20 protein-coding genes are annotated in these 18,046 nt (G+C 52.7%); 6 read left to right on the top strand and 14 right to left on the bottom strand.

Translation table 11 applies throughout. The annotated features are described in order from the left end of the window. Positions 1 to 68: 68 nt before the first annotated feature. Together HMPREF1527_RS00210 and deoC are read right to left on the bottom strand one after the other, a co-directional pair. Positions 69 to 677: a sugar O-acetyltransferase gene (locus HMPREF1527_RS00210; protein ID WP_016476686.1), complete on the bottom strand. Its 609-nt coding sequence runs from the start codon at positions 675 to 677 to the stop codon at positions 69 to 71. Positions 678 to 817: 140 nt separating this feature from the next. After that, the gene (gene deoC, locus HMPREF1527_RS00205; protein WP_255344813.1) at positions 818 to 1,495 is read right to left on the bottom strand and encodes a deoxyribose-phosphate aldolase; all 678 of its coding nucleotides are present in this window, start codon (positions 1,493 to 1,495) and stop codon (positions 818 to 820) included. Positions 1,496 to 1,617: 122 nt separating this feature from the next. Here deoC and HMPREF1527_RS00200 point away from each other — a divergent pair, with 122 nt between their 5' ends. Next, positions 1,618 to 2,127: a GntR family transcriptional regulator gene (locus HMPREF1527_RS00200; RefSeq protein WP_156825436.1), complete on the top strand. Its 510-nt coding sequence runs from the start codon at positions 1,618 to 1,620 to the stop codon at positions 2,125 to 2,127. A gap of 142 nt (positions 2,128 to 2,269) precedes the next feature. Here the strand turns inward: HMPREF1527_RS00200 and HMPREF1527_RS00195 are convergent, their stop codons facing one another. From HMPREF1527_RS00195 to HMPREF1527_RS00175, 5 genes are all read right to left on the bottom strand, one after another. Next, positions 2,270 to 3,034, bottom strand: coding sequence for a phosphotransferase family protein (locus HMPREF1527_RS00195; RefSeq protein WP_016476683.1), 765 nt, complete (start codon positions 3,032 to 3,034; stop codon positions 2,270 to 2,272). Between the two features lie 182 nt (positions 3,035 to 3,216). After that, positions 3,217 to 3,525, bottom strand: a complete 309-nt coding sequence (locus HMPREF1527_RS00190; protein ID WP_016476682.1) for a thiamine-binding protein — start codon at positions 3,523 to 3,525, stop codon at positions 3,217 to 3,219. 2 nt (positions 3,526 to 3,527) lie between these two features. Beyond that, a complete protein-coding gene (locus HMPREF1527_RS07895; protein ID WP_016476681.1) occupies positions 3,528 to 4,163 on the bottom strand; it encodes an Asp23/Gls24 family envelope stress response protein in 636 nt (211 codons plus the stop codon). A gap of 19 nt (positions 4,164 to 4,182) precedes the next feature. After that, positions 4,183 to 4,410 carry a DUF2273 domain-containing protein gene (locus HMPREF1527_RS00180; RefSeq protein ID WP_016476680.1) on the bottom strand — a complete coding sequence of 76 codons (228 nt, stop codon included), beginning with the start codon at positions 4,408 to 4,410 and terminating at the stop codon, positions 4,183 to 4,185. A 4-nt stretch (positions 4,411 to 4,414) separates the two neighbouring features. Then, positions 4,415 to 5,104 carry an alkaline shock response membrane anchor protein AmaP gene (locus HMPREF1527_RS00175; RefSeq protein WP_016476679.1) on the bottom strand — a complete coding sequence of 230 codons (690 nt, stop codon included), beginning with the start codon at positions 5,102 to 5,104 and terminating at the stop codon, positions 4,415 to 4,417. A gap of 162 nt (positions 5,105 to 5,266) precedes the next feature. On the opposite strand from HMPREF1527_RS00175, the gene HMPREF1527_RS00170 reads away from it, so the two are divergent. After that, a complete protein-coding gene (locus tag HMPREF1527_RS00170) occupies positions 5,267 to 5,602 on the top strand; it encodes a hypothetical protein (RefSeq protein ID WP_156825435.1) in 336 nt (111 codons plus the stop codon). On the opposite strand, the gene HMPREF1527_RS00165 is transcribed toward HMPREF1527_RS00170, so the two are convergent. The 6 genes from HMPREF1527_RS00165 to HMPREF1527_RS00140 all read right to left on the bottom strand — a co-directional run bounded on the left by HMPREF1527_RS00165 (position 5,586) and on the right by HMPREF1527_RS00140 (position 12,477). Further along, positions 5,586 to 6,206: a DUF47 domain-containing protein gene (locus HMPREF1527_RS00165; protein ID WP_016476677.1), complete on the bottom strand. Its 621-nt coding sequence runs from the start codon at positions 6,204 to 6,206 to the stop codon at positions 5,586 to 5,588. The two genes, HMPREF1527_RS00170 and HMPREF1527_RS00165, sit on opposite strands and share 17 nt — an antisense overlap. 52 nt (positions 6,207 to 6,258) lie before the next feature. Continuing rightward, positions 6,259 to 7,308 carry an inorganic phosphate transporter gene (locus tag HMPREF1527_RS00160; RefSeq protein WP_016476676.1) on the bottom strand — a complete coding sequence of 350 codons (1,050 nt, stop codon included), beginning with the start codon at positions 7,306 to 7,308 and terminating at the stop codon, positions 6,259 to 6,261. A gap of 73 nt (positions 7,309 to 7,381) precedes the next feature. Then, on the bottom strand, positions 7,382 to 8,122 hold the full coding sequence (locus HMPREF1527_RS00155) for a 5'-methylthioadenosine/adenosylhomocysteine nucleosidase (RefSeq protein ID WP_016476675.1): 741 nt from the start codon (positions 8,120 to 8,122) through the stop codon (positions 7,382 to 7,384). Between the two features lies 1 nt (position 8,123). Further along, positions 8,124 to 8,906: a mechanosensitive ion channel family protein gene (locus HMPREF1527_RS00150; protein WP_156825434.1), complete on the bottom strand. Its 783-nt coding sequence runs from the start codon at positions 8,904 to 8,906 to the stop codon at positions 8,124 to 8,126. A gap of 5 nt (positions 8,907 to 8,911) precedes the next feature. After that, positions 8,912 to 11,476, bottom strand: coding sequence for an ATP-dependent helicase (locus HMPREF1527_RS00145; protein ID WP_016476673.1), 2,565 nt, complete (start codon positions 11,474 to 11,476; stop codon positions 8,912 to 8,914). Positions 11,477 to 11,529: 53 nt separating this feature from the next. Next, positions 11,530 to 12,477, bottom strand: coding sequence for an undecaprenyl-diphosphate phosphatase (locus tag HMPREF1527_RS00140; protein WP_016476672.1), 948 nt, complete (start codon positions 12,475 to 12,477; stop codon positions 11,530 to 11,532). Here HMPREF1527_RS00140 and HMPREF1527_RS07840 point away from each other — a divergent pair. From HMPREF1527_RS07840 to HMPREF1527_RS00135, 3 genes are all read left to right on the top strand, one after another. Beyond that, on the top strand, positions 12,431 to 12,598 hold the full coding sequence (locus HMPREF1527_RS07840) for a hypothetical protein (RefSeq protein ID WP_198009234.1): 168 nt from the start codon (positions 12,431 to 12,433) through the stop codon (positions 12,596 to 12,598). The genes HMPREF1527_RS00140 and HMPREF1527_RS07840 overlap by 47 nt on opposite strands. Before the next feature lie 87 nt (positions 12,599 to 12,685). Beyond that, positions 12,686 to 13,081 carry a hypothetical protein gene (locus HMPREF1527_RS07550; protein ID WP_051113088.1) on the top strand — a complete coding sequence of 132 codons (396 nt, stop codon included), beginning with the start codon at positions 12,686 to 12,688 and terminating at the stop codon, positions 13,079 to 13,081. Then, the gene (locus HMPREF1527_RS00135; protein WP_016476670.1) at positions 13,026 to 13,832 is read left to right on the top strand and encodes a hypothetical protein; all 807 of its coding nucleotides are present in this window, start codon (positions 13,026 to 13,028) and stop codon (positions 13,830 to 13,832) included. The genes HMPREF1527_RS07550 and HMPREF1527_RS00135 overlap by 56 nt, the downstream gene beginning before the upstream one ends. A 90-nt stretch (positions 13,833 to 13,922) precedes the next feature. Here the strand turns inward: HMPREF1527_RS00135 and HMPREF1527_RS00130 are convergent, their stop codons facing one another. Beyond that, positions 13,923 to 14,903: a DMT family transporter gene (locus HMPREF1527_RS00130; protein ID WP_016476669.1), complete on the bottom strand. Its 981-nt coding sequence runs from the start codon at positions 14,901 to 14,903 to the stop codon at positions 13,923 to 13,925. Positions 14,904 to 15,032: 129 nt separating this feature from the next. Here HMPREF1527_RS00130 and HMPREF1527_RS00125 point away from each other — a divergent pair, with 129 nt between their 5' ends. Further along, the gene (locus HMPREF1527_RS00125; RefSeq protein WP_016476668.1) at positions 15,033 to 17,960 is read left to right on the top strand and encodes an insulinase family protein; all 2,928 of its coding nucleotides are present in this window, start codon (positions 15,033 to 15,035) and stop codon (positions 17,958 to 17,960) included. The last annotated feature ends 86 nt before the right edge of the window (positions 17,961 to 18,046 follow it).

Here is an 18,046-nt window from a genome sequence, read left to right as displayed (position 1 = left end):
TCGCGCTGGATCTTATCTCAGCCGGCGTGCACCAGCTCCCCGCTTCTTTTTGAGTGTAGCACGATTTGCTACTCTAAACCAAAAAGTTCCTTCAGGCCAACACGATCCTTCTCGCCAATCTTACGAATTGGTTGTGCAGGAGACCCCATCGCGAGGGACCCCGCGGGAATGTCTTTGGTAACTAGGCTATTCGCGCCGATAACACAACCATCACCGATGGTCACGCCGCCCAGTACGGTCACGTTTCCGCCAAACCAGCAACTGTCTCCAACGGTGATGGGAAGGGCTCGCTCTATACGCGAGTTGCGTTCTTCAGCGTCAAGGGGGTGTTGTGCGGTATAGGCTTTGAAATGCGGGCCAATAAAAGCGTCGTCGCCGATGGAGATTGGCGCGCAGTCCATAAAATAAGCGTCATGGTTTATGAAACAACGGTCGCCGAGCAATACGTTAGCACCATAGTCCACATAAAGCGGAGCTAGAATGTTTGAGCCATCACCAAGGCGGCCGAGAAGTTCGTGCAGGATCTCTCTGCCTCGGATTCGATTGCTGGGACGGGTTTGGTTGAATTCCCATGCCAGATCTTTTCCGCGCCAAAACGCTTCGCCTAGCTCCGCATCAGGTTTTTCTCCGTACCATTCGCCCGAAGACATACGCTCAAGCATAGATTTTTCCGACATGGACACCCTCTCACCATAGTAGCCAGACACATCTCTATCAGACGCATCTGGCTACATCATAGCGTACCTATTTCGAAGCATGCGCCTCAGTCATGTTCTTCATTTGTAAATGACCGAGTGTCGCCATGGTCTTACCGGAATTACCTGAGCCGCTTCGCTTCTTCAGGTGTACAGTTGAGAACCGCGGGGGTGGAGCGGAAACCAATACCCATACGATCAATACCCATGTCAATAAGCTGCAGGAAGTGTTCGCGAGTGCGGATGCAGCCGGAACCCTTGACTTTAATTTGACCCTGAGCGGTATCCATCATCACCTTAACAACCTCGGGAGTGGCGCCCACGTTCTCGTGTCCCGTGAAAAAGCCGGTAGAGCTCTTGATGAAGTCGGCACCGGCATCAATGGCGCAGCGAGTACCGTCAGCAATCTGCTCGGAAGTAAGGGTATCAGTCTCGATAATAACCTTGACTTGCATGTCGTATTTGTGGGCAACGACAATCGCGGGTTTCAGATCCTCGACAACCTTGTCGCACATGCCAGAGCGTAACCAACCGTAATTGGCAACAATGTCCAAATCCTGAATGTCCCACTTGGAGCAATACTCTTCAGCGAGAAGCGCTTTAGCTTCTCCGGTGGCCAGACCAAAAGGAAAGTCACAGACCACACAGAGGCCGGTCTCTGTGCCCTCAACCATCGGAGCGACGATTGGAAGGTTAGAGGGGTTGATGCAGATAGTGGCGCAACCAAAATCAATGCCTTCCTGCGCATACTTCTTGATCTCATCAACGGTGAACTCGGGCTTAAGCACAGATTGATCGATATAGCGAGAGGCTCTCTCGCGGTACAGTCAGGCGCTGCTTCAAAGATCTCGTCGATGAGGGGCGCGTTGTGCGCCGTCGCGGCAAAGGATCATTCGTCAACTATCAGCAACAAGGCCATAACATGGAAACTGCGTTCAACTTCACCGCGGAAATGACGGCGCTTGGAAAGCATCCTTCCTCAAAGGTACTCGGGCTGAGGCGACACTCGTCAAGCAAAGGAATCTCAAAGAACCTTCAAATTCCCGACGGAACCCAGGTTTGGGAAATTCGGCGTGTTCGTCTTGCCGACGATGAGCCCATGCAAATAGTTACTGCCTACATACCATATGAAGACTATCCCGAACTTACCGAAGAGGCACTTGAATCTTCTCTTTATACCTTTATCGCCAATACATCAGGACGCATGCCGGCGCACGCGATTGAAATATACGAGGCGATTAACCTCGATGCGCGCGAAGCACAGGTGCTCGGCGTACTCAAAGGTACGGCGGCGCTTCGCACTCTCAGAACAACATACGACTCCTACGGAAAACCGTTTGAAACATCTATCATTGTGCTCAGGGCAGACTACAACCGCTTCATGCTCAAGCTCGATACCAACGGCACACACTTCTCGAAGATTACCGCGTAAAGTTCACTCATAAAAACGGAGCGCATCATTTGATGCGCTCCGTAGCAATGCAATTTTTGTCGCTTATCTCAGAATCAATCTGCCTATGCCTCGAAAGACTTACCTATCAAAAACCTGTACTAGTAACCTGTTCGCCAGCGATTTACATTCCGTCGTAGACATTTACCCAGCGAAGCAAGAACTCCGTCTCATGTACCCGACCGCGCGCAAGCTCAGCCGCCGCGACAATGCCCATCCATTCGTTCACATATTCACGCGTGCAGCCCTGTTTCTCACAGTACTTTGCGATGTACTTCTCGGCAAGTTCTTTCTCGCCGTTCAGGAGCAGGCGCAGGTAGGAAGTGGCGCAATCAGCGGCACCATTACCTTGAGTGGCATGAGCCCAGTCTACAATGACCGGCTCTCCTTTCTCGGGAATAATAACGTTTGACGGGACGAAATCACCGTGGCATACCTTGGCGTGGTTCTTCATGCCGTCAAGCTTCATCAAAAGCTCGTAGCGAACATCGTCTGAGAGCACATCGGGGATGCTGTTAATCATGCGTGTAAATTTATCCCTCTGACGCGGAAGCAGCGGAGAACGGTGCGCGTGAATCGCAAGCTCAAGATCTACAAACTTATCCAAGAGTTCATCGGTTTTTTCCGGATGATCTTTGAACAGTTGACGAAGGGTTGGACCTTCTACCTTAAGCGTTGCGATAGCCCAGCTATTCCCTACTTTGCTGATTTCTGTCAGCGCTGGAACGGCAATACCTGCCTGCTCCGCGCGAGCCAGGTTCAGGCCTTCATTCAAAATGTCCGCTGCGGGTTTGCTGCCGTTAAAAACCTTTACAACGGTATCGCCATTGTCATATACAACCTTGTTATGACGCTCAACGATAACCTTCTTGTCTTTGGACAGTTCCATAAGCTAAGCCCTCCTCTTGCAAAGCTACACGCATAAACTCCAAGTCTGGAGGCTAGGGACGCGCACGCTTCCTCTAGTCATTGTTATTTTCCCTCAACAATTTCATTCTGGCGAGAAGAACAGGCGTTGATATGGTTGAACGGAGCTCATCATGTCGTAAGCGGAGAACACAGGTCAGTAAATCAACGCCCTTCAGGGTGATATTTTCCAATCTTTTTTTCGGTAGCCATAACATCACCCTCGGATTTGAAATTGATCTTGGCATACGTCATAACATGGGTGCAGCCCGCCTTCGCTCCGACAAGCTGACAGTTCTTAAGAATCTCCATGCAGAGGTCATAATCGCCTTCGATGACCGTTTCAAACGGCCCGACAAAATAGTCCACTCCACTGCTTGCAATAAAGGTGATAACCTCATCGACAATACGACACGTCTCCTCATCGCAAGAAGCGTCCATCGGCAGATACTGAATCGCAACAGAACAATTCATACTTACTCCTGGGATTCTTTTTCCAGCTCTTCTTCAGTCCGCTCAGAACCACGCATGCGCTCGTATTCTTCCTCAGTTAAAACATCCTCGATACGCAAATTGATACCGGTAACCTCAAGGCCCGTCATGGCGTTCACCTGCTGAGAAACAGCCTGCTTAACGTTTTCAAATACTTGGGGAGCATAAGCGCCGAAGCGAATCAAAACGGAGATGTCAATGCGGACGGCATTCTCATGTGCCACTTCAACGCTGACACCCTTGGCCGCGTCCGTTGCTCCAAGAACATCCTGCACGCGATTAAGCCAGTTTCCGCGAGCTCCCACAACATCGTCAACGTCGCGTAGCGAAAGCGCCGCTATTTTTTCTATAACGCCATCGGAAAATGTCAGGGAATCCTCATCGCCCATGTCTGCGTCGGATTGAGTCTCGTTATTCTCAGTCTCGTTATTCGCAACCGCGCTACTCTCAACTGCGCTATTTTCAATCACGCTATTTTCGGAGTCCTCACGAGGTTTTGTAAGCGCGGCCTCCTCTACAGGAACAATCTCCGCATCGACGGTCTTGTCGACATCAGCACTATTGGCGGCGCCGGTGGTTTCAACCTCGGCAGTTTTAGTATCACTAGTTTCAGCAGCCATGCATTGGCCTCCTTATCGATTAACGGCGATCAGAAAAGAATTCACGAATCTTCGCAATAAGCGTCGCGCTACCGTCAAATATCTGACCAACAGCAATGCCCGTCAGCACCAAAATAACCAGAAACAGCGTACGCCAAAATCCCAGGTTAAAAAAGAGAATCGCCACAATAAGGCCAATGACACCGCCAATAAAGGCGTTTTCATGGCCAGGAAAATGATCATGTATCCACGCTTTGATAACATCCATGTGCTTACGCCTCCCGCGCCGCACCATCAGAGCCTGCTTGCTCATGCTCTGATGTCATAGGCAGCCTAATCTCGGATGACGGCTCTATTACAACCGCAGGCTGATGCGACGGCTCCATAGCAGTTGTTATTTCATCGGAAGAATCCACAGGCTCTTCTCGCGCTTCTTCTTCATGTGGCGAGAAGTGCGCACCCTCTACAAATGATATATCGATAGACGTCACTTTGTCACCGCAGACCGCCGCTAATTGATCTTCAAGTCTGCTGTGAAGGAGCGGACCAACTTCAACGATATTAAGCGGCTCTTGTGGCAAAACCCATACTGCAACCTGCACGGTATTGTTGCGAGAAATGATAACGCGCACGCGATCGCACGAGCACATTCCTTCGGCTTCAATAGCGTTTTTTGCCTGAGAGACAATAGCGTCGCGCGTGACGGAGATAGTGCCCCCATCAACAGTTGTAACCGTAAGCGAACGAACCTTTTTGGAGAACAGACCGCTTAAGAAACATACTATAAAGCCGACTATCGTTATAAGCATGCAAACCTGTAGCACGGCAAGATACACATTATTCAGCAAAAGATCATACGCGGCCTCAGTCCATGGGCCAAAACACGTTAAGGCAAGGCCGACAAGGGACGCGGTACCTGCCAGCGCAAATACAATCAGACAAAACCTCTTGAAACCGCTCATGGAACCTCCTGCCAGAATTACTCTCTGTAACAGTTTACCCCATCGCGCTTGCTTCATTATGTACGTACCGTATGCATGCAAAAGATGTACGCAAAAGGCTCCATGCTTGCCCGGCACTGTGACGCTGTTTTCCCACTGTGGCGCCGTTTTCCAAAAAAGTGCATGAGTTGTGATATAAACATCGCACAACTCATGGCATTTTTAGGGGATTTATCACAACTGATGCCTTTTTTAGGAGATTTCGTATCACAACTGTGGCACTTTTTTGGAAACCTGGAAGCACACGCAGGCCGCAGCACCACGACGTGTGGACTGTTGACACCAGAGCCGCAGCGCACGCAGACCGCAGCATGCAAAACCGCGGCGCATGCCTCCGGCGCGGAGGCGGAGAAGGTGACAGCGCTGGTAGCAGCGGTAGTGGCGATGACGGAGGCGTTAACGGTGGCGATGGCGGCGTCCCTGGTACTTCTCGCCAAAACGCCTAGGCGTTCTTCATAATCACAGAGCGGACAATACCTGCTGCTTTATCGCAAGAGTCGAGAGCTTGCTCCATGCGGTCAAAGATGCGCAGCCAGGCAACGGTTTCGCGGCCGGTCATTTCATCGCGGAACAGGCGGGAAAGCGCGTTGTGGTACACGAGGTCTCCCTCGTCCTCAACGTGACCGACGGCAATCGCCTTTTCCATCACAGCGGAATCCTTCTTGTAGTCGGCCAGGTGGTCGAGCATCTCCTTGACTGTAATGCAGGCGCGAAGGGTAAGCTCAGCAAGCTGCGCACCCTCTTTGCGGAACTCGTCAACATTAAAGAGGTCGAGTCGCTCGGCAACGGAATTCATACCGTCAACGATGTCATCGAGGCCAAGCGCCAAATCTGAGATATCCTCACGCTCAAAAGGAGTAACAAACGAGGCGTAAAGCTCCTTCATGATGCGCTGAACCTTCTCGTCGCACTCGCGCTCGTACACTTTCATTTGCGGAATACGCGCGGCCGTCTCAGGATAGCCGTCAAGAATGGTCGAATACTCTTCCGCGGTCTCAACAATCTTTGCGCCGAACTCCTTGAAAAGGGTGTAGAAAATATCTTCTTTAGGCTCACCAAACATACGGTCCTCCAATGACGTCACAGTCGGAATTGCACTCAGAATTACGCTCGAATCAGAACAACATCAAAAACAGTTTTGCAAATAAATATCCGATAAGTCCACAACCTGGAAACGTAAAGACCCAGGCAAGAACCATATCTTTAGCGACACCCCAGTTTACCGTGCGGGGATTTTTAGCGGCGCCGGCACCCATCATGGCGGTCATCTTAGTGTGGGTAGTAGAAACAGGAAGTCCCGTGAGCGTCGACAAAAGCAACGACGCCGCAGCGGAAAAAGAAGCGGCAAAGCCCTGGTAACGCTCAAGCTTGACCATTTCCATCCCAACCTTTTTAATGATGCGGCGGCCGCCGATAGCGGTGCCAAACGCCATGAGACCGGCGCAAGCCACCTGGAGCCAAAGCGGAAAGACCTCGGTGCCAGCGGTGCCCGAACCGGCGGAAAGCGCAATGGCGAGCATAGCAATGGACAAAAACTTCTGCCCATCCTGTGCGCCATGCATCATAGCGACAAATCCCGAGCCGACCACCTGAAGGTGACCAAATATAGCATCCGCGCGCTTGCGGTTCACATGTTTACAGGTAGTGTGGATAATCTTGACAATGACCCAACCGGCTATAAAACCGGAAATGGTCGAGAAAATAAGGCCGATAATAACTTTATTCCACTCATCCCAGTTCACGGCGTTGAAGTTACCGTGAAGCGCCAGCGCCGCGCCGGTAAGTCCTGCAATAAGAGCGTGCGACTCCGAAGTAGGGATGCCGAGCGCCCATGCGCCTACCGCCCACGCCACGATACCCACACACCCCGCTGCAAGGGCAATCAAAGCCTGGTGATAGTCGGTACCGAAGTCAACCATGCCGATAATGGTGTCTGCAACCGCGGTGGAAACAAGGCACATGACCACAAGGCCAACAAAGTTGCAGATAACGCTCATGGCGATAGCATGGTTTACTTTAATGGAACGGGTGCCGACGGACTCGGCAATGGCATTTGCGGCATCTGTAGCACCGTTAACGAAGATGCAGCCAAAAATGAGGACAATGACAACGGCAAGAAATGGATTCGCCACAATCATGTCGACAAAACGTCCAAGTGTAATCATTCAGTACCTCTCCAGTACTTGTATTAGACTTCTCCCATAATAAACGAAATGGGCACCGCTAAAGACCACAATGCTACCGTTGGCCGAAATTATCCGAGGGCGAGAAAGACGAAGGCGCCTGCGAGAGCCGCTCAACCATACGCAAGACTATCTTGGCGCACCTTCGGGACGCGGTCTTTTCAAAAGCGGCGTAGTCAAGCTCGGACGACACGCCAGGCTTATCGGACATAAGGCGCACAATCACAAAGGGAACGTTATTAAGCCAGGCGACCTGCGCTATAGCAGCGCCTTCCATTTCACAGCACACTGCCCCGAAGTCTTTAAGAGCGTCCGCTTCCGCAACGTCAGCAACAAACTGATCACCGGATACAATCCGCCCCTCAACAGTCTTCACGCCGAAGGCAGTCTCTTGAGCTGCGCATACCGCCTGTCGCCGCAGTTCTTTGTCCGCGCTAAATGAAACAGTTTCAACACCGGGAATCTGACCTTGAGGATACCCGAGAGCGCGCAGATCCACGTCATGCTGCATGCAGTCGGTAGATATCACCACACTACCGACAATCAAATCATCCCCCAGAAGGCCGGCAATGCCGGTATTGATAATACAGTCAACCCCGAAGCGATCAATCAGAATCTGCGTGCAAAAAGCGGCGTTTACCTTGCCAATGCCGGACTGCACTACCACAACGGGCGTCTGGGCGATGCTCCCTTCATGAAAGGTTCGCCCCGCAATCTGCACCACTCGCTCAGACGTCATCTCTTGCTTCAGGAGAGCGACTTCCTCTTCCATAGCGCCAATGATTCCGACTTTCACGTCAGTCCTCCACTCCCGCAAGCCACGGACGTCCTGCTATGGCGCGCACCAGTCGGTCTGCCACAGGCTCCGCCTGCACGTCATCCCGAATATGAAGATGAACGATTGCCTGGACGCCAACGTTCGTAATGCTTTCAAAGCGCACTTCAACCGGAAACGTTAAATCAAGGTCGTGCTCAAGGGTGACTTTAGCCGTCTCAACAATCTCGTTGGCTACTTCTTCAAGGTTCGCTTGTGGTTTCACTATAACCGGCACGTCAACATTGGTTATCGCCCAACGAGTGCAATGTGTAAACGCCGTCTTATTGAGCACCGAATTAGGAATGATCTGGACGCGCCCGGTTCTCTCTCGCACAATAGTAGAGCGCCAATTCATATCGATGACCTCGCCTGAAATGTCACCGATAGTCACATGATCGCCGGGCTTGATAACCCCCGCCAGCATAAGACCAAGGCCGCCAACAAGATTGGAAATGGTGTCCTGCAGGCCAAATGACAGCGCGATGGACGTCACTCCCAAAGCCGTTACAAAAGCGGTCGGCTGTATGCCAAAAACAGGCTGCAAAACGGACAGGACGGCAAATACCCAGATAACGCTTCGTACAATATTGATAAAGATTGACGCTGAGGGAATACGAGAGGCGTTCAAGGCTCTTCTCGATACGCGTACTATCACATGTTCCAAAACAAGCGCGGCGAGAAAAACTGTGGCGAGAAAAACTGCACGGTACAAAAAGTCCGCTGGCGCAAGGCCTAAAATCGTCTGACCCGTATCGGATGTCATCAGCATCACTGACTTTCTATCTTGACGATGGGCGCAAAGCCTTTCATCAGCTTCTTAACCTTGTTCGTACGCGTAAACTTCACTTCAATGGTATCGCCTTCAACGGAAAGAACAACGCCCGGTCCAAAGGTTTTATGGGATATGTGGTCGCCGGACGCAAAGACCGCTTTCGCCTTTGCGGGATCCTTTTTGATTGAAGGGGCAACGCTCGGCTGAATACGTCCGCCTCTGCCGGTAGAACGCGTACGAGAGCCAAAGACATTGCCTCCGTACACCTCAGCGCCACGGCCTGATCCAAAGGTGCCATGGCGGTCTCCCCGCTTTTCCCAGCCAACACCCGAAAAGCCTGACGAGCCAACGCCGATAGCTTTGATGTGTTCTTCGGGTATTTCGGCTATAAAGCGAGAGACCGGATTTGCTTGGACAGATCCGAACATGCGACGCACAGATGCGTATGTAAGGTAGAGTTTTTTGCGAGCGCGCGTGATAGCGACATACGCCAAACGCCGCTCCTCCTCCAAATGCGCTCCATCAGATTCAAAGTTCACATGCGGGAAGATGCTTTCTTCCATGCCCACGACAAACACAACGGGAAATTCGAGACCTTTTGCGGAATGGATGGTCATAAGAGTAACGGCGGAAGCCGAACCGGCAAGGCTGTCCAAATCCGACCGAAGCGCCAGCCATTCCATAAATGCGGGGAGCTTCGCAGCTGCAACCTGAGGATATTCTATCACAGCCGCGGACGGCACGGGCGATGCTGTCGGCGCAGATGGCTCAGATGATGCGGGTGGCTCTGTCGCACGCACCACGGACAACGCCGCTGGCTCAGACGCCGTCGCCGATGATTCGCCCTCCTCATCAAGAGAACCCGCTTCGCGCAGCTGACGGAGACTTTCAAGCATTTCTTCCGCGTCGTCATGCGTTTCATCAAATTCAGCAGCGACACCAAAAAACTCTCGGATGTTCTCAATGCGGCCGTCGGCCTCCATAGTATGCTCGGCCTCGTAGGCGCGAATGAGTCCCGACCGGTCAACGATTGTCTCAATAACCTCTTCGAGCTCGCCGTCCAGAGCGCGACCCGCTTCAACAGCTCCGGTAAACTCTGTAAGAGCGTTGCGGACTTTAACAGACAGGAGGCTTTCCTCGCCAATGCAGGCTTCGCAGGCGGCAAAAAAGGACAGCCTGTTTCTCAACGCGTACGTCTGGATTTTTTTGATACTGGTAGAGCCGATGCCGCGCCGAGGAGTGTTGACCACGCGAAGCGCCGACACATCGTCATCGGGGTTGATAACCATCTTGAGGTATGCCATGACATCGCGAATCTCAGCGCGATCAAAGAAGCGCATGCCGCCCACAATCTTATAGGGAACACCCGCTCTCAACAGCATATCCTCGAGTATGCGCGACTGCGCGTTGGTACGGTAAAACACGGCGACATCATCATAGGAGGTTCCCGCATCATGCAGCTTCTCAATCTCCGAGCCAACCCAGCGGCCCTCATCGCGTTCGTCTGCCGCGCGGTACACGCAGATCTTCTCGCCATCGCCTTCATCGGTAAAGAGGCGCTTCTCTGTGCGGTGCGTATTGTGAGCGACAACGGCGTTCGCTGCTCCCAAAATATGTCCTGTTGAACGGTAGTTCTGCTCGAGCTTGACCGTATGCGCGTCCGGGTAGTCCTTCTCAAAAGCCAGAATATTCTTGATGTCCGCGCCACGCCACGAGTAAATGGACTGATCGTCATCGCCCACAACCATGAGGTTTCTGTACTTGGAAGCCAAAAGATTGGTGATAGCGTATTGAACGCCGTTGGTGTCCTGGTATTCGTCGACATTGATGTAGCGAAAGCGCTCTTGATACGCGTTAAGAATGACGGGATTTTTGGACAGCAGTTCAAAGGCTTTAACGAGAAGATCGTCAAAGTCCAGGGCGTTCGCCCGTTCAAGACGTTGTTGAAGCGTCCGGTAGACGCGGACGGTAACGTAGTCGAGAGGTGACGACGCCTGACGCTCCATTTCATCCGGCAGTATGAGGGCGTTTTTCGCCGCGCTGATTTTACTTCTGATAGAGTTCATCGGAAACTGGCGAACATCAATATCAAGGTCGGCCATAATAGCCTTAACCAGCCGCTTTGAATCATCGTCATCATAGATGGTGAAGTTGGGACCAAAGCCGACGGCTTCGGGGTCTTCTCGCAACATGCGCACGCACATGGCGTGAAACGTACACACCCACATGCCGCGCGTGCCACCGGAAAGCAAGTGCCCAAGGCGCTCCCGCATCTCGGCTGCGGCCTTATTTGTAAACGTAATGGCGAGAATCTGCCACGGACGCACACCTTTATCGGCAATCATGTGCGCGATGCGGTGCGTCAGCACACGCGTTTTGCCGGAACCTGCGCCGGCAAGCACGAGAAGCGGACCTTCGGTGGTTATGACAGCTTCATGCTGAGACGGATTGAGGTTGCCCAAATCTATCGCAGACGGCACGGTCCGCATAGACAGCCCACCGGCAGACTGCCCGTCAGCAAGTGGCGCGGCAAACAAAGGAGACTGAAAAGCGTCAGACATGTTGCTCCAATTAAATCGGCAATGTTCGTAAAGATGGCGTGAGTGCAAAGTTCCTAGGCAAACAAAGCAAAGTAGACGATGACCGCGATGCCAAGCACGATGCGGTATATTCCAAACGGCTTAAAGTCATGTTTGCGCACATAGCCCATGAGAGCTCGAACCATCACTAAAGACACTGCAAAAGCCACAATGCAGCCAACAGCCAAAATCGCCGCCTCAGACGAGGTAAACGAATTGCCCTTCAAGAAAAACTTAACAAGCCGCAGACCCGAAGCGCCAACCATTGTGGGAATAGCCAAAAAGAAGGTAAATTCGGCCGCAACGGCACGGGAACATCCCAGCACCAAGCCACCGATAATAGTCGCTCCCGAGCGAGACGTACCTGGAACAATGGCCAGCACCTGAAAGAGCCCGATGCCAAAGGCGGTCTTCCAATCAAGCTTATCAATGTCGGTCACGCGGGAAAGTTCATCGGCACTGCGCCGCAAGGGCGTGGCGTCAGTAGGCAGGCGCATATGCTTGCCTTGCGGCTGTACGACAGGAGCAGTCCGGGCGATTTTTTCCCGATGCGTCTCAAGAGCAATAAAGATCAGACCATACACAATGAGCGTGGAAGCAATGACGTAGGGTCCTCCAAGATGCTCTTCAATGAAATTATCAAGCGGAATGCCAACCGCCGCCGCGGGAATGCAGCACACCACCACTTTTGCCCAAAGAATCCATGTGCTTTTTCGTTCTTCCTTTGTCTTTTTGAGCGAGAAGGGATTGAGTTTGTGGAAGAACATCACGCAGACGGCAAGTATTGCGCCAAGCTGAATAACTACGAGAAACATATCCCAAAAGTCAGTTGTTACCGCAAGCGGCACAAATTTGTTCAGCAACAGTATGTGCCCTGTTGACGAAATAGGCAGCCATTCTGTAATGCCTTCAACAACTCCGTACAGAGCAGATACTATGAGATTCCAAACGTCCACGACTCCCCTTTCGTTTTGTCTGTACATCATCGCTCAAAGCGGGATGCGCTACAAGTGCCGAGTTCTTCTCGCGGCAAAGCCTGAAGCAGAGCAGGATAAAGCGGGCATCTACCTGCAATTCTTGCAAAATATATATACCAACATGTAAACTTGATACCCTTGCACGAGCGGAAAAGAGCATAGTGCGAACGCGAGGAACCTCCTTACAGGTAAGGAGTCCCTTGCAGTCAGGCGCATGCAAACCCCAATCGCGGAGGTTCGTATTTTGATTTTCAATAAGTGTGCTTCTCGCAGCTTCGGCGGCTCAACCCTGGCACATGCGGCAGTTGCCATTGCTGTTTCTTTCGTACTCACAGTTTCTCTTACGGGTATGCCCATCGCGGCTTATGCGGAGTCTCTTGAAGATCTTCAAGCAAAGATTGAAGAGACCAACGCAACGTATGAAGCGGCCACAAAGCAGGTAGAAGATCTGGAACAGCAGATTCAGAACAACGAGGCCCGCATTCAGGAAATCGAAAACCAGCTGCCGGAGCAGCGGTCAAGAGCTGCGGCATCCATCGCTAACATGTTACCGTATGCAGCAGGGATCTCTTGGGATTATCGATCTTATTTTGTCAGCGGACAGCTTTAACGATTTGATTTCGCTCCTGCAGTACCTAGACATCATTTCAAGTCGCAACGCTGACGCTGTCAACAGCTTGGTCAATCTTTCAAACGAGCTTGAAGACACCAAGAAAAATCTGAACGACCAGATGGCTGAGGCAAAAACGCAGAAGCAGGCCGCTTCCGATGCGCTTCAACAAGCTATCGATGCTCGCAACGCTTTGCAAAAACAGATGGAAGAGCAGCGAGCTGCTGAAAAAGCTCAGGAAGAAGCCGCTATTGCAGAGGCGCAAAAGAAGGCGGAAGAATCCGCTTCCAATACCTTTACAAACGCGTCCGGCAAGGAAAGCACCTATGTCGCGCCGGACAACACGAACTCTTCAGACAATTCATCCGGATCTGTCGACTGGTCTGCAGGCAAGACTGACTTTGTCGCCAAGTGGAGCGGCCGCATTGACGCCTACCTCTCCGGTTCTCCTCTGTCAGGATACGGTTCGACCTTTGCCGAAGCCGCTTGGGATTACGGTGTAGACCCGCGCTTCTCGCCTGCAATTTCAGCAGTTGAAAGCACCAAGGGAGCTTATTGCTTCCTGCCGCACAACGCCTGGGGCTGGGGTTCTTCAAGCTGGGGTTCATGGGAAGAGGCAATTCGCTCCCACGTTTCAGGACTTGCTGCTCTTTACGGTGGCTACCTCACGTACTCAGGCGCCGCAAAATACAACCCTGCAAACCCCAACGGCTGGTACGCGGCAGTTCAAGCGAATATGAATCAAATTTAGGTGCGGGAGTACGCCTAGTATATCTGCCTTGACGCTCTCACCTTGACGTGCCTGTTCTGGCGCGCCACCTTGACGTGCCCACCTTGGCGTTTACGCTGTCAGCACTACCATGCCCAAAATCAATCCGAAGCCAATAAGGTCAGTGGCGCTGAGCGAGGTGTCCAGCACCATAACGGTCGTAACCGTAGCCATAACAGGCTCGATAGTACCCAAAAGAACCGCACGCATGGGTCCCGCATCCTTAACGCCCTGCAGGTACAACCCGTATGCCAAAAACGTACCGACGGTGATGCCAATGACTACAAGAATCCAGCCAAAGGCGTCAAGCGGTGGCATATGATTCCACGGCTGGTACACAAGGGCGAGAAGTACGCCGGAAAATAAAAACGCTATCCCATTGAACACAAAGTTGCCCCAGCGCTCCATAAGCTTTTTGGGCAGAATAGAGAGCGCCGTCTGAGCCAGAGCGCACAGCGAGCCCCAAACTATCCCACGCAGAGGCAACTGGAGACTAGAAGGATTGCCTCCCGTTACCAGCAGATAGGTGCCTATAAGCGCCATAACAACGCCAAGCGCTTCTCGCTTTCTCGGTCCGCGCCGCGCTTTACAGCAGACATATAACAGTACGCCCAGCATGCCGAGAGCCTGCATAACCGTAGCCGTAGCGGAATTTGTCGCGTCAACGGCATAGAGGTATGCAATCTGAGAAAAGAGAATCGCCGCAAGGCTCACGACAAAGATCCGACCGAGCGCGTGAACATCATGCGCCGCTTCACTCAGGCGCCGGCGGTCGATGAGAGCCGCCGCAGCCAAAAAGAGCAGCCCCGAGAAGAACTCGCGCGCGTCAATGAGCCACAGGGGTTCAACGCCGTATACGTCAAGCAGATATTTTGCCGCAGTGCCAAACGCTCCCCACGCAGCGCCGCCGACAAGTACGCACAGCATGCCTCGGTGGATTCGTGCCTTATGCCTGTCTGACACAAGACCAATCGAGGCTTCCGCAGCCTCCTGTTCAAACGTTTGGGAATCTTCGTCACGTTCCTGCAGTGTATCAAGGATCGAATCAGACATGGAGATATAAATCTTTCGTTACAAATGAAGTGCGAAGCGTGTGTCCGCGCGACAAACAGGTACAGTTATAAGGCACAGTAACCATACACGACTATACCCGCATATCTCGCGAGAATTTGAGAGGTGTCTATGGCCATACAGGAATCACGGAAGCTCAACGTTGGCGACCGCGTCGATGACTTTACCGTTACCGGTATCGAAGCGCTGCCTGAAATCTCCGGTACCGCCTATGTCTTTTCGCACACGCCTTCAGGAGCCCGGCTTCTCTGGCTTGCCAACAGTGACGACAACCGTTCATTTGCCATCGCCTTCAAAACGCCACCCGCAAACGATACCGGTGTCTTTCACATTCTTGAGCATTCGGTGCTTTGCGGCTCGGACGCCTACCCCGTCAAAGAGCCCTTCGTCAATCTTCTCAAAGCCTCAATGCAGACATTCTTGAACGCCATGACGTTCCCGGACAAGACTGTTTACCCTGTTGCCTCCACCAACGTAACAGACCTTGAAAACCTTATGAGCGTGTATTTGGACGCGGTTCTTCATCCCGCTATCTATCAGCGCAAGCATATTTTTGAGCAAGAGGGCTGGCACCTTGAGGCAGACGACGCGGGTACCCTGTCGTATAACGGCGTCGTCTTCAACGAAATGAAAGGCGCGCTCTCCGATCCTGATCGAGCCTTGTATGACCAGGTCAGCAGTAAGCTTTTTCCCGACACTGCCTATGGAAAAGAATCAGGTGGAGCGCCGCGCGTTATTCCTCAACTTACTTACGAAGAGTTCCTCAATACCCACGCGCGCCACTATGACCTCTCCAACAGCTATACCATTCTCTACGGTGACCTTGACATAGCTCGTGAGCTGGCCTTTATTGGCAAACGCTTTGCGGGTGCCGAGAAGCGCCACGCAGGTTCTCCGTATCCTCTTGACCTGCAGGCGCCCGTCTCCCCCAAACCCGCTCGGTTTGAAATGGCAACCACGCCCGACAACTCCGCTATAGGTCTTGGCTATGTACTGGGAACCGCGGCGCAACGCGTCCGCATGCTTGCCGCCGACATTCTCTTTGACACCCTCATGGGGTCTAACGAGGCCCTCCTTAAGCGCGTCTTACTTGACAGTGGCCTTGCCGATGACGTGAGCTACTATTTCTCCGACAGCATGCTTCAGCCGCTTCTGTTCCTTGAGCTCAAAGGCCTCCGCGACACCGAAGCGTCTCAGCGATTCCGCGCACTCGTTGAGTCAACCTGCGCGGAACTTGCCGCCTCTGGTCTCCCCTACGATAAGCTTGAGGCGTCCGTCGCGCAGGCGGAATTCAATCTACGCGAGCACGATCTGCCGTTCTCCGATGGTATCGAATACACCCAAAAGTCTCTTGAGAGCTGGCTCTACGATGACGCTCGTCCCTATGACTACATCAAGTATGAAGATGCGCTAACAGAACTTAAGAACATGCTTGCTGCCTCCGGCCGTCCCAAGGGCGCCTTTGAGACGCTGCTCCTTGAACTTGTCTGCCACAACCCTCACTGTGCTCAAGTCGAATTGGTACCTGTCGAAGAAAGCGGTTCAACCGAAGAAACAGAAGAACTGGCGCAACTCCAACAGAGCATGACCGAAGACAACATCGCGCGTATCCGCATAGAAGTTAAGACGCTTCGTGTGGAACAAGAAACGCCTGACGCGCCAGAAGATATCGCAAAGCTGCCGTTCCTCTCGCTTTCCGACCTTGAGGCTACCAAGGCGCAGCCGCAGCCACATGAGGTAGAGGCACCACTTCTCTGCCTCGCCCATGAACTTGACACGCACGGCATTGATTATGTCTCGCATTATTTTGACCTGACTCATGCCGTTTCCTATGACGAGCTGCCCTTGGTGGGTATTCTTTCCGATGTTCTCGGAAAACTTGGAACCGACGCCCACACGGCATCAGACCTTGACACGCTCATCGAAGCGAATCTTGGTGATCTTTCATTTTCTACGGAAGTTTACTCACGAGACCGAATCGACTCCGCTCAGCCGACCATGGTGGTCAGTGTTTCCGCCTTGGCTGACCGCGTCGAAAAGCTCGCGACTATTCCCAAAGAAATTTGGGGTTCTACGAATTTCAATGACCTCGCGCGTCTCAAAGACATTTTGACCCAGCGGCGTATCGGCCTTGAGCAATACTTCATCGGCTCGGGACACGCCGCCGCCCTAAATCGCACGTTCACGTCGTACGCCCAATCAGCAACGGTCTCGGATGCGCTCGGAGGCCTCACATTCTATCACTACCTCAAAGAGCTTCTGGCGCACTGGCACGAACGTTCTCAAATACTTCCCGCACAACTTGCCGATCTGGCGGCTCGCATATTCTGTGCTAATGACGTTGTCGTAAGCTTCACCGGCTCCGCTGAAAGCCGCGAGAAGTTCTGGCGGGCAGCGGGCTCCCTTGATCTTGCGATGCGCCCCTCACATGACCGCACGCTCATTGTTCCCACACCAACACTCAAGCGCGAGGGCATTGTTATTCCCTCAAACGTCAGCTATGTGGGTTTTGGTTTTCCCAACGCCTTTGACGGACAGCCCGAGACCGCAGGAACATGGCAAGTTGTAAGCCGCGCGATGACGCTTGATTATCTTTGGAACGAGGTTCGCGTAAAAGGCGGAGCGTACGGCGTCGGTTTCAGGCCTTCTCTCATGGGACTTGATTCGTTCTTCTCATATCGAGATCCGTCTGTGGACGCCACGCTTGAGCGCTACCTTAGCGCCGGCGCGTGGCTCTCGTCGTGGAATCCAAGCGATACCGAGCTTGAAGGCTATATAGTCGCTTCAGTCGCAACCGTCGACGCGCCAGTTCGCCCTCGAGCCCTCGCGCGCCGTCAGGACATCGAACGCTTCAACGGACGTCCCACAGATCGTCTTGAGCGGCTTCGCGAGCAAATCTTGCATACCGATACCACGCATTGTCAGGCGCTTGGCGCATCGCTTCCAACGGATGCCGCCGATACGTCGATTGTTGTTTTCGGTCCGCGAGAAGCACTTGAGGCCTCCCAGCTTGACCTTGAGATTATTGATTTGTTCTAGTTCAACAGCTTTTCCAACACGACCGCACTCACACCGGGCGCTCAAAGCGCTAACTCAAGCACTAGTCCAAAACACTAGCTTGAAGC

The sequence above is a fragment of the Atopobium sp. oral taxon 199 str. F0494 genome (assembly GCF_000411555.1).
In the GTDB taxonomy this organism is placed as follows: Bacteria; Actinomycetota; Coriobacteriia; order Coriobacteriales; family Atopobiaceae; genus Lancefieldella.
This window is presented reverse-complemented; position numbering and strand designations above follow the sequence as displayed.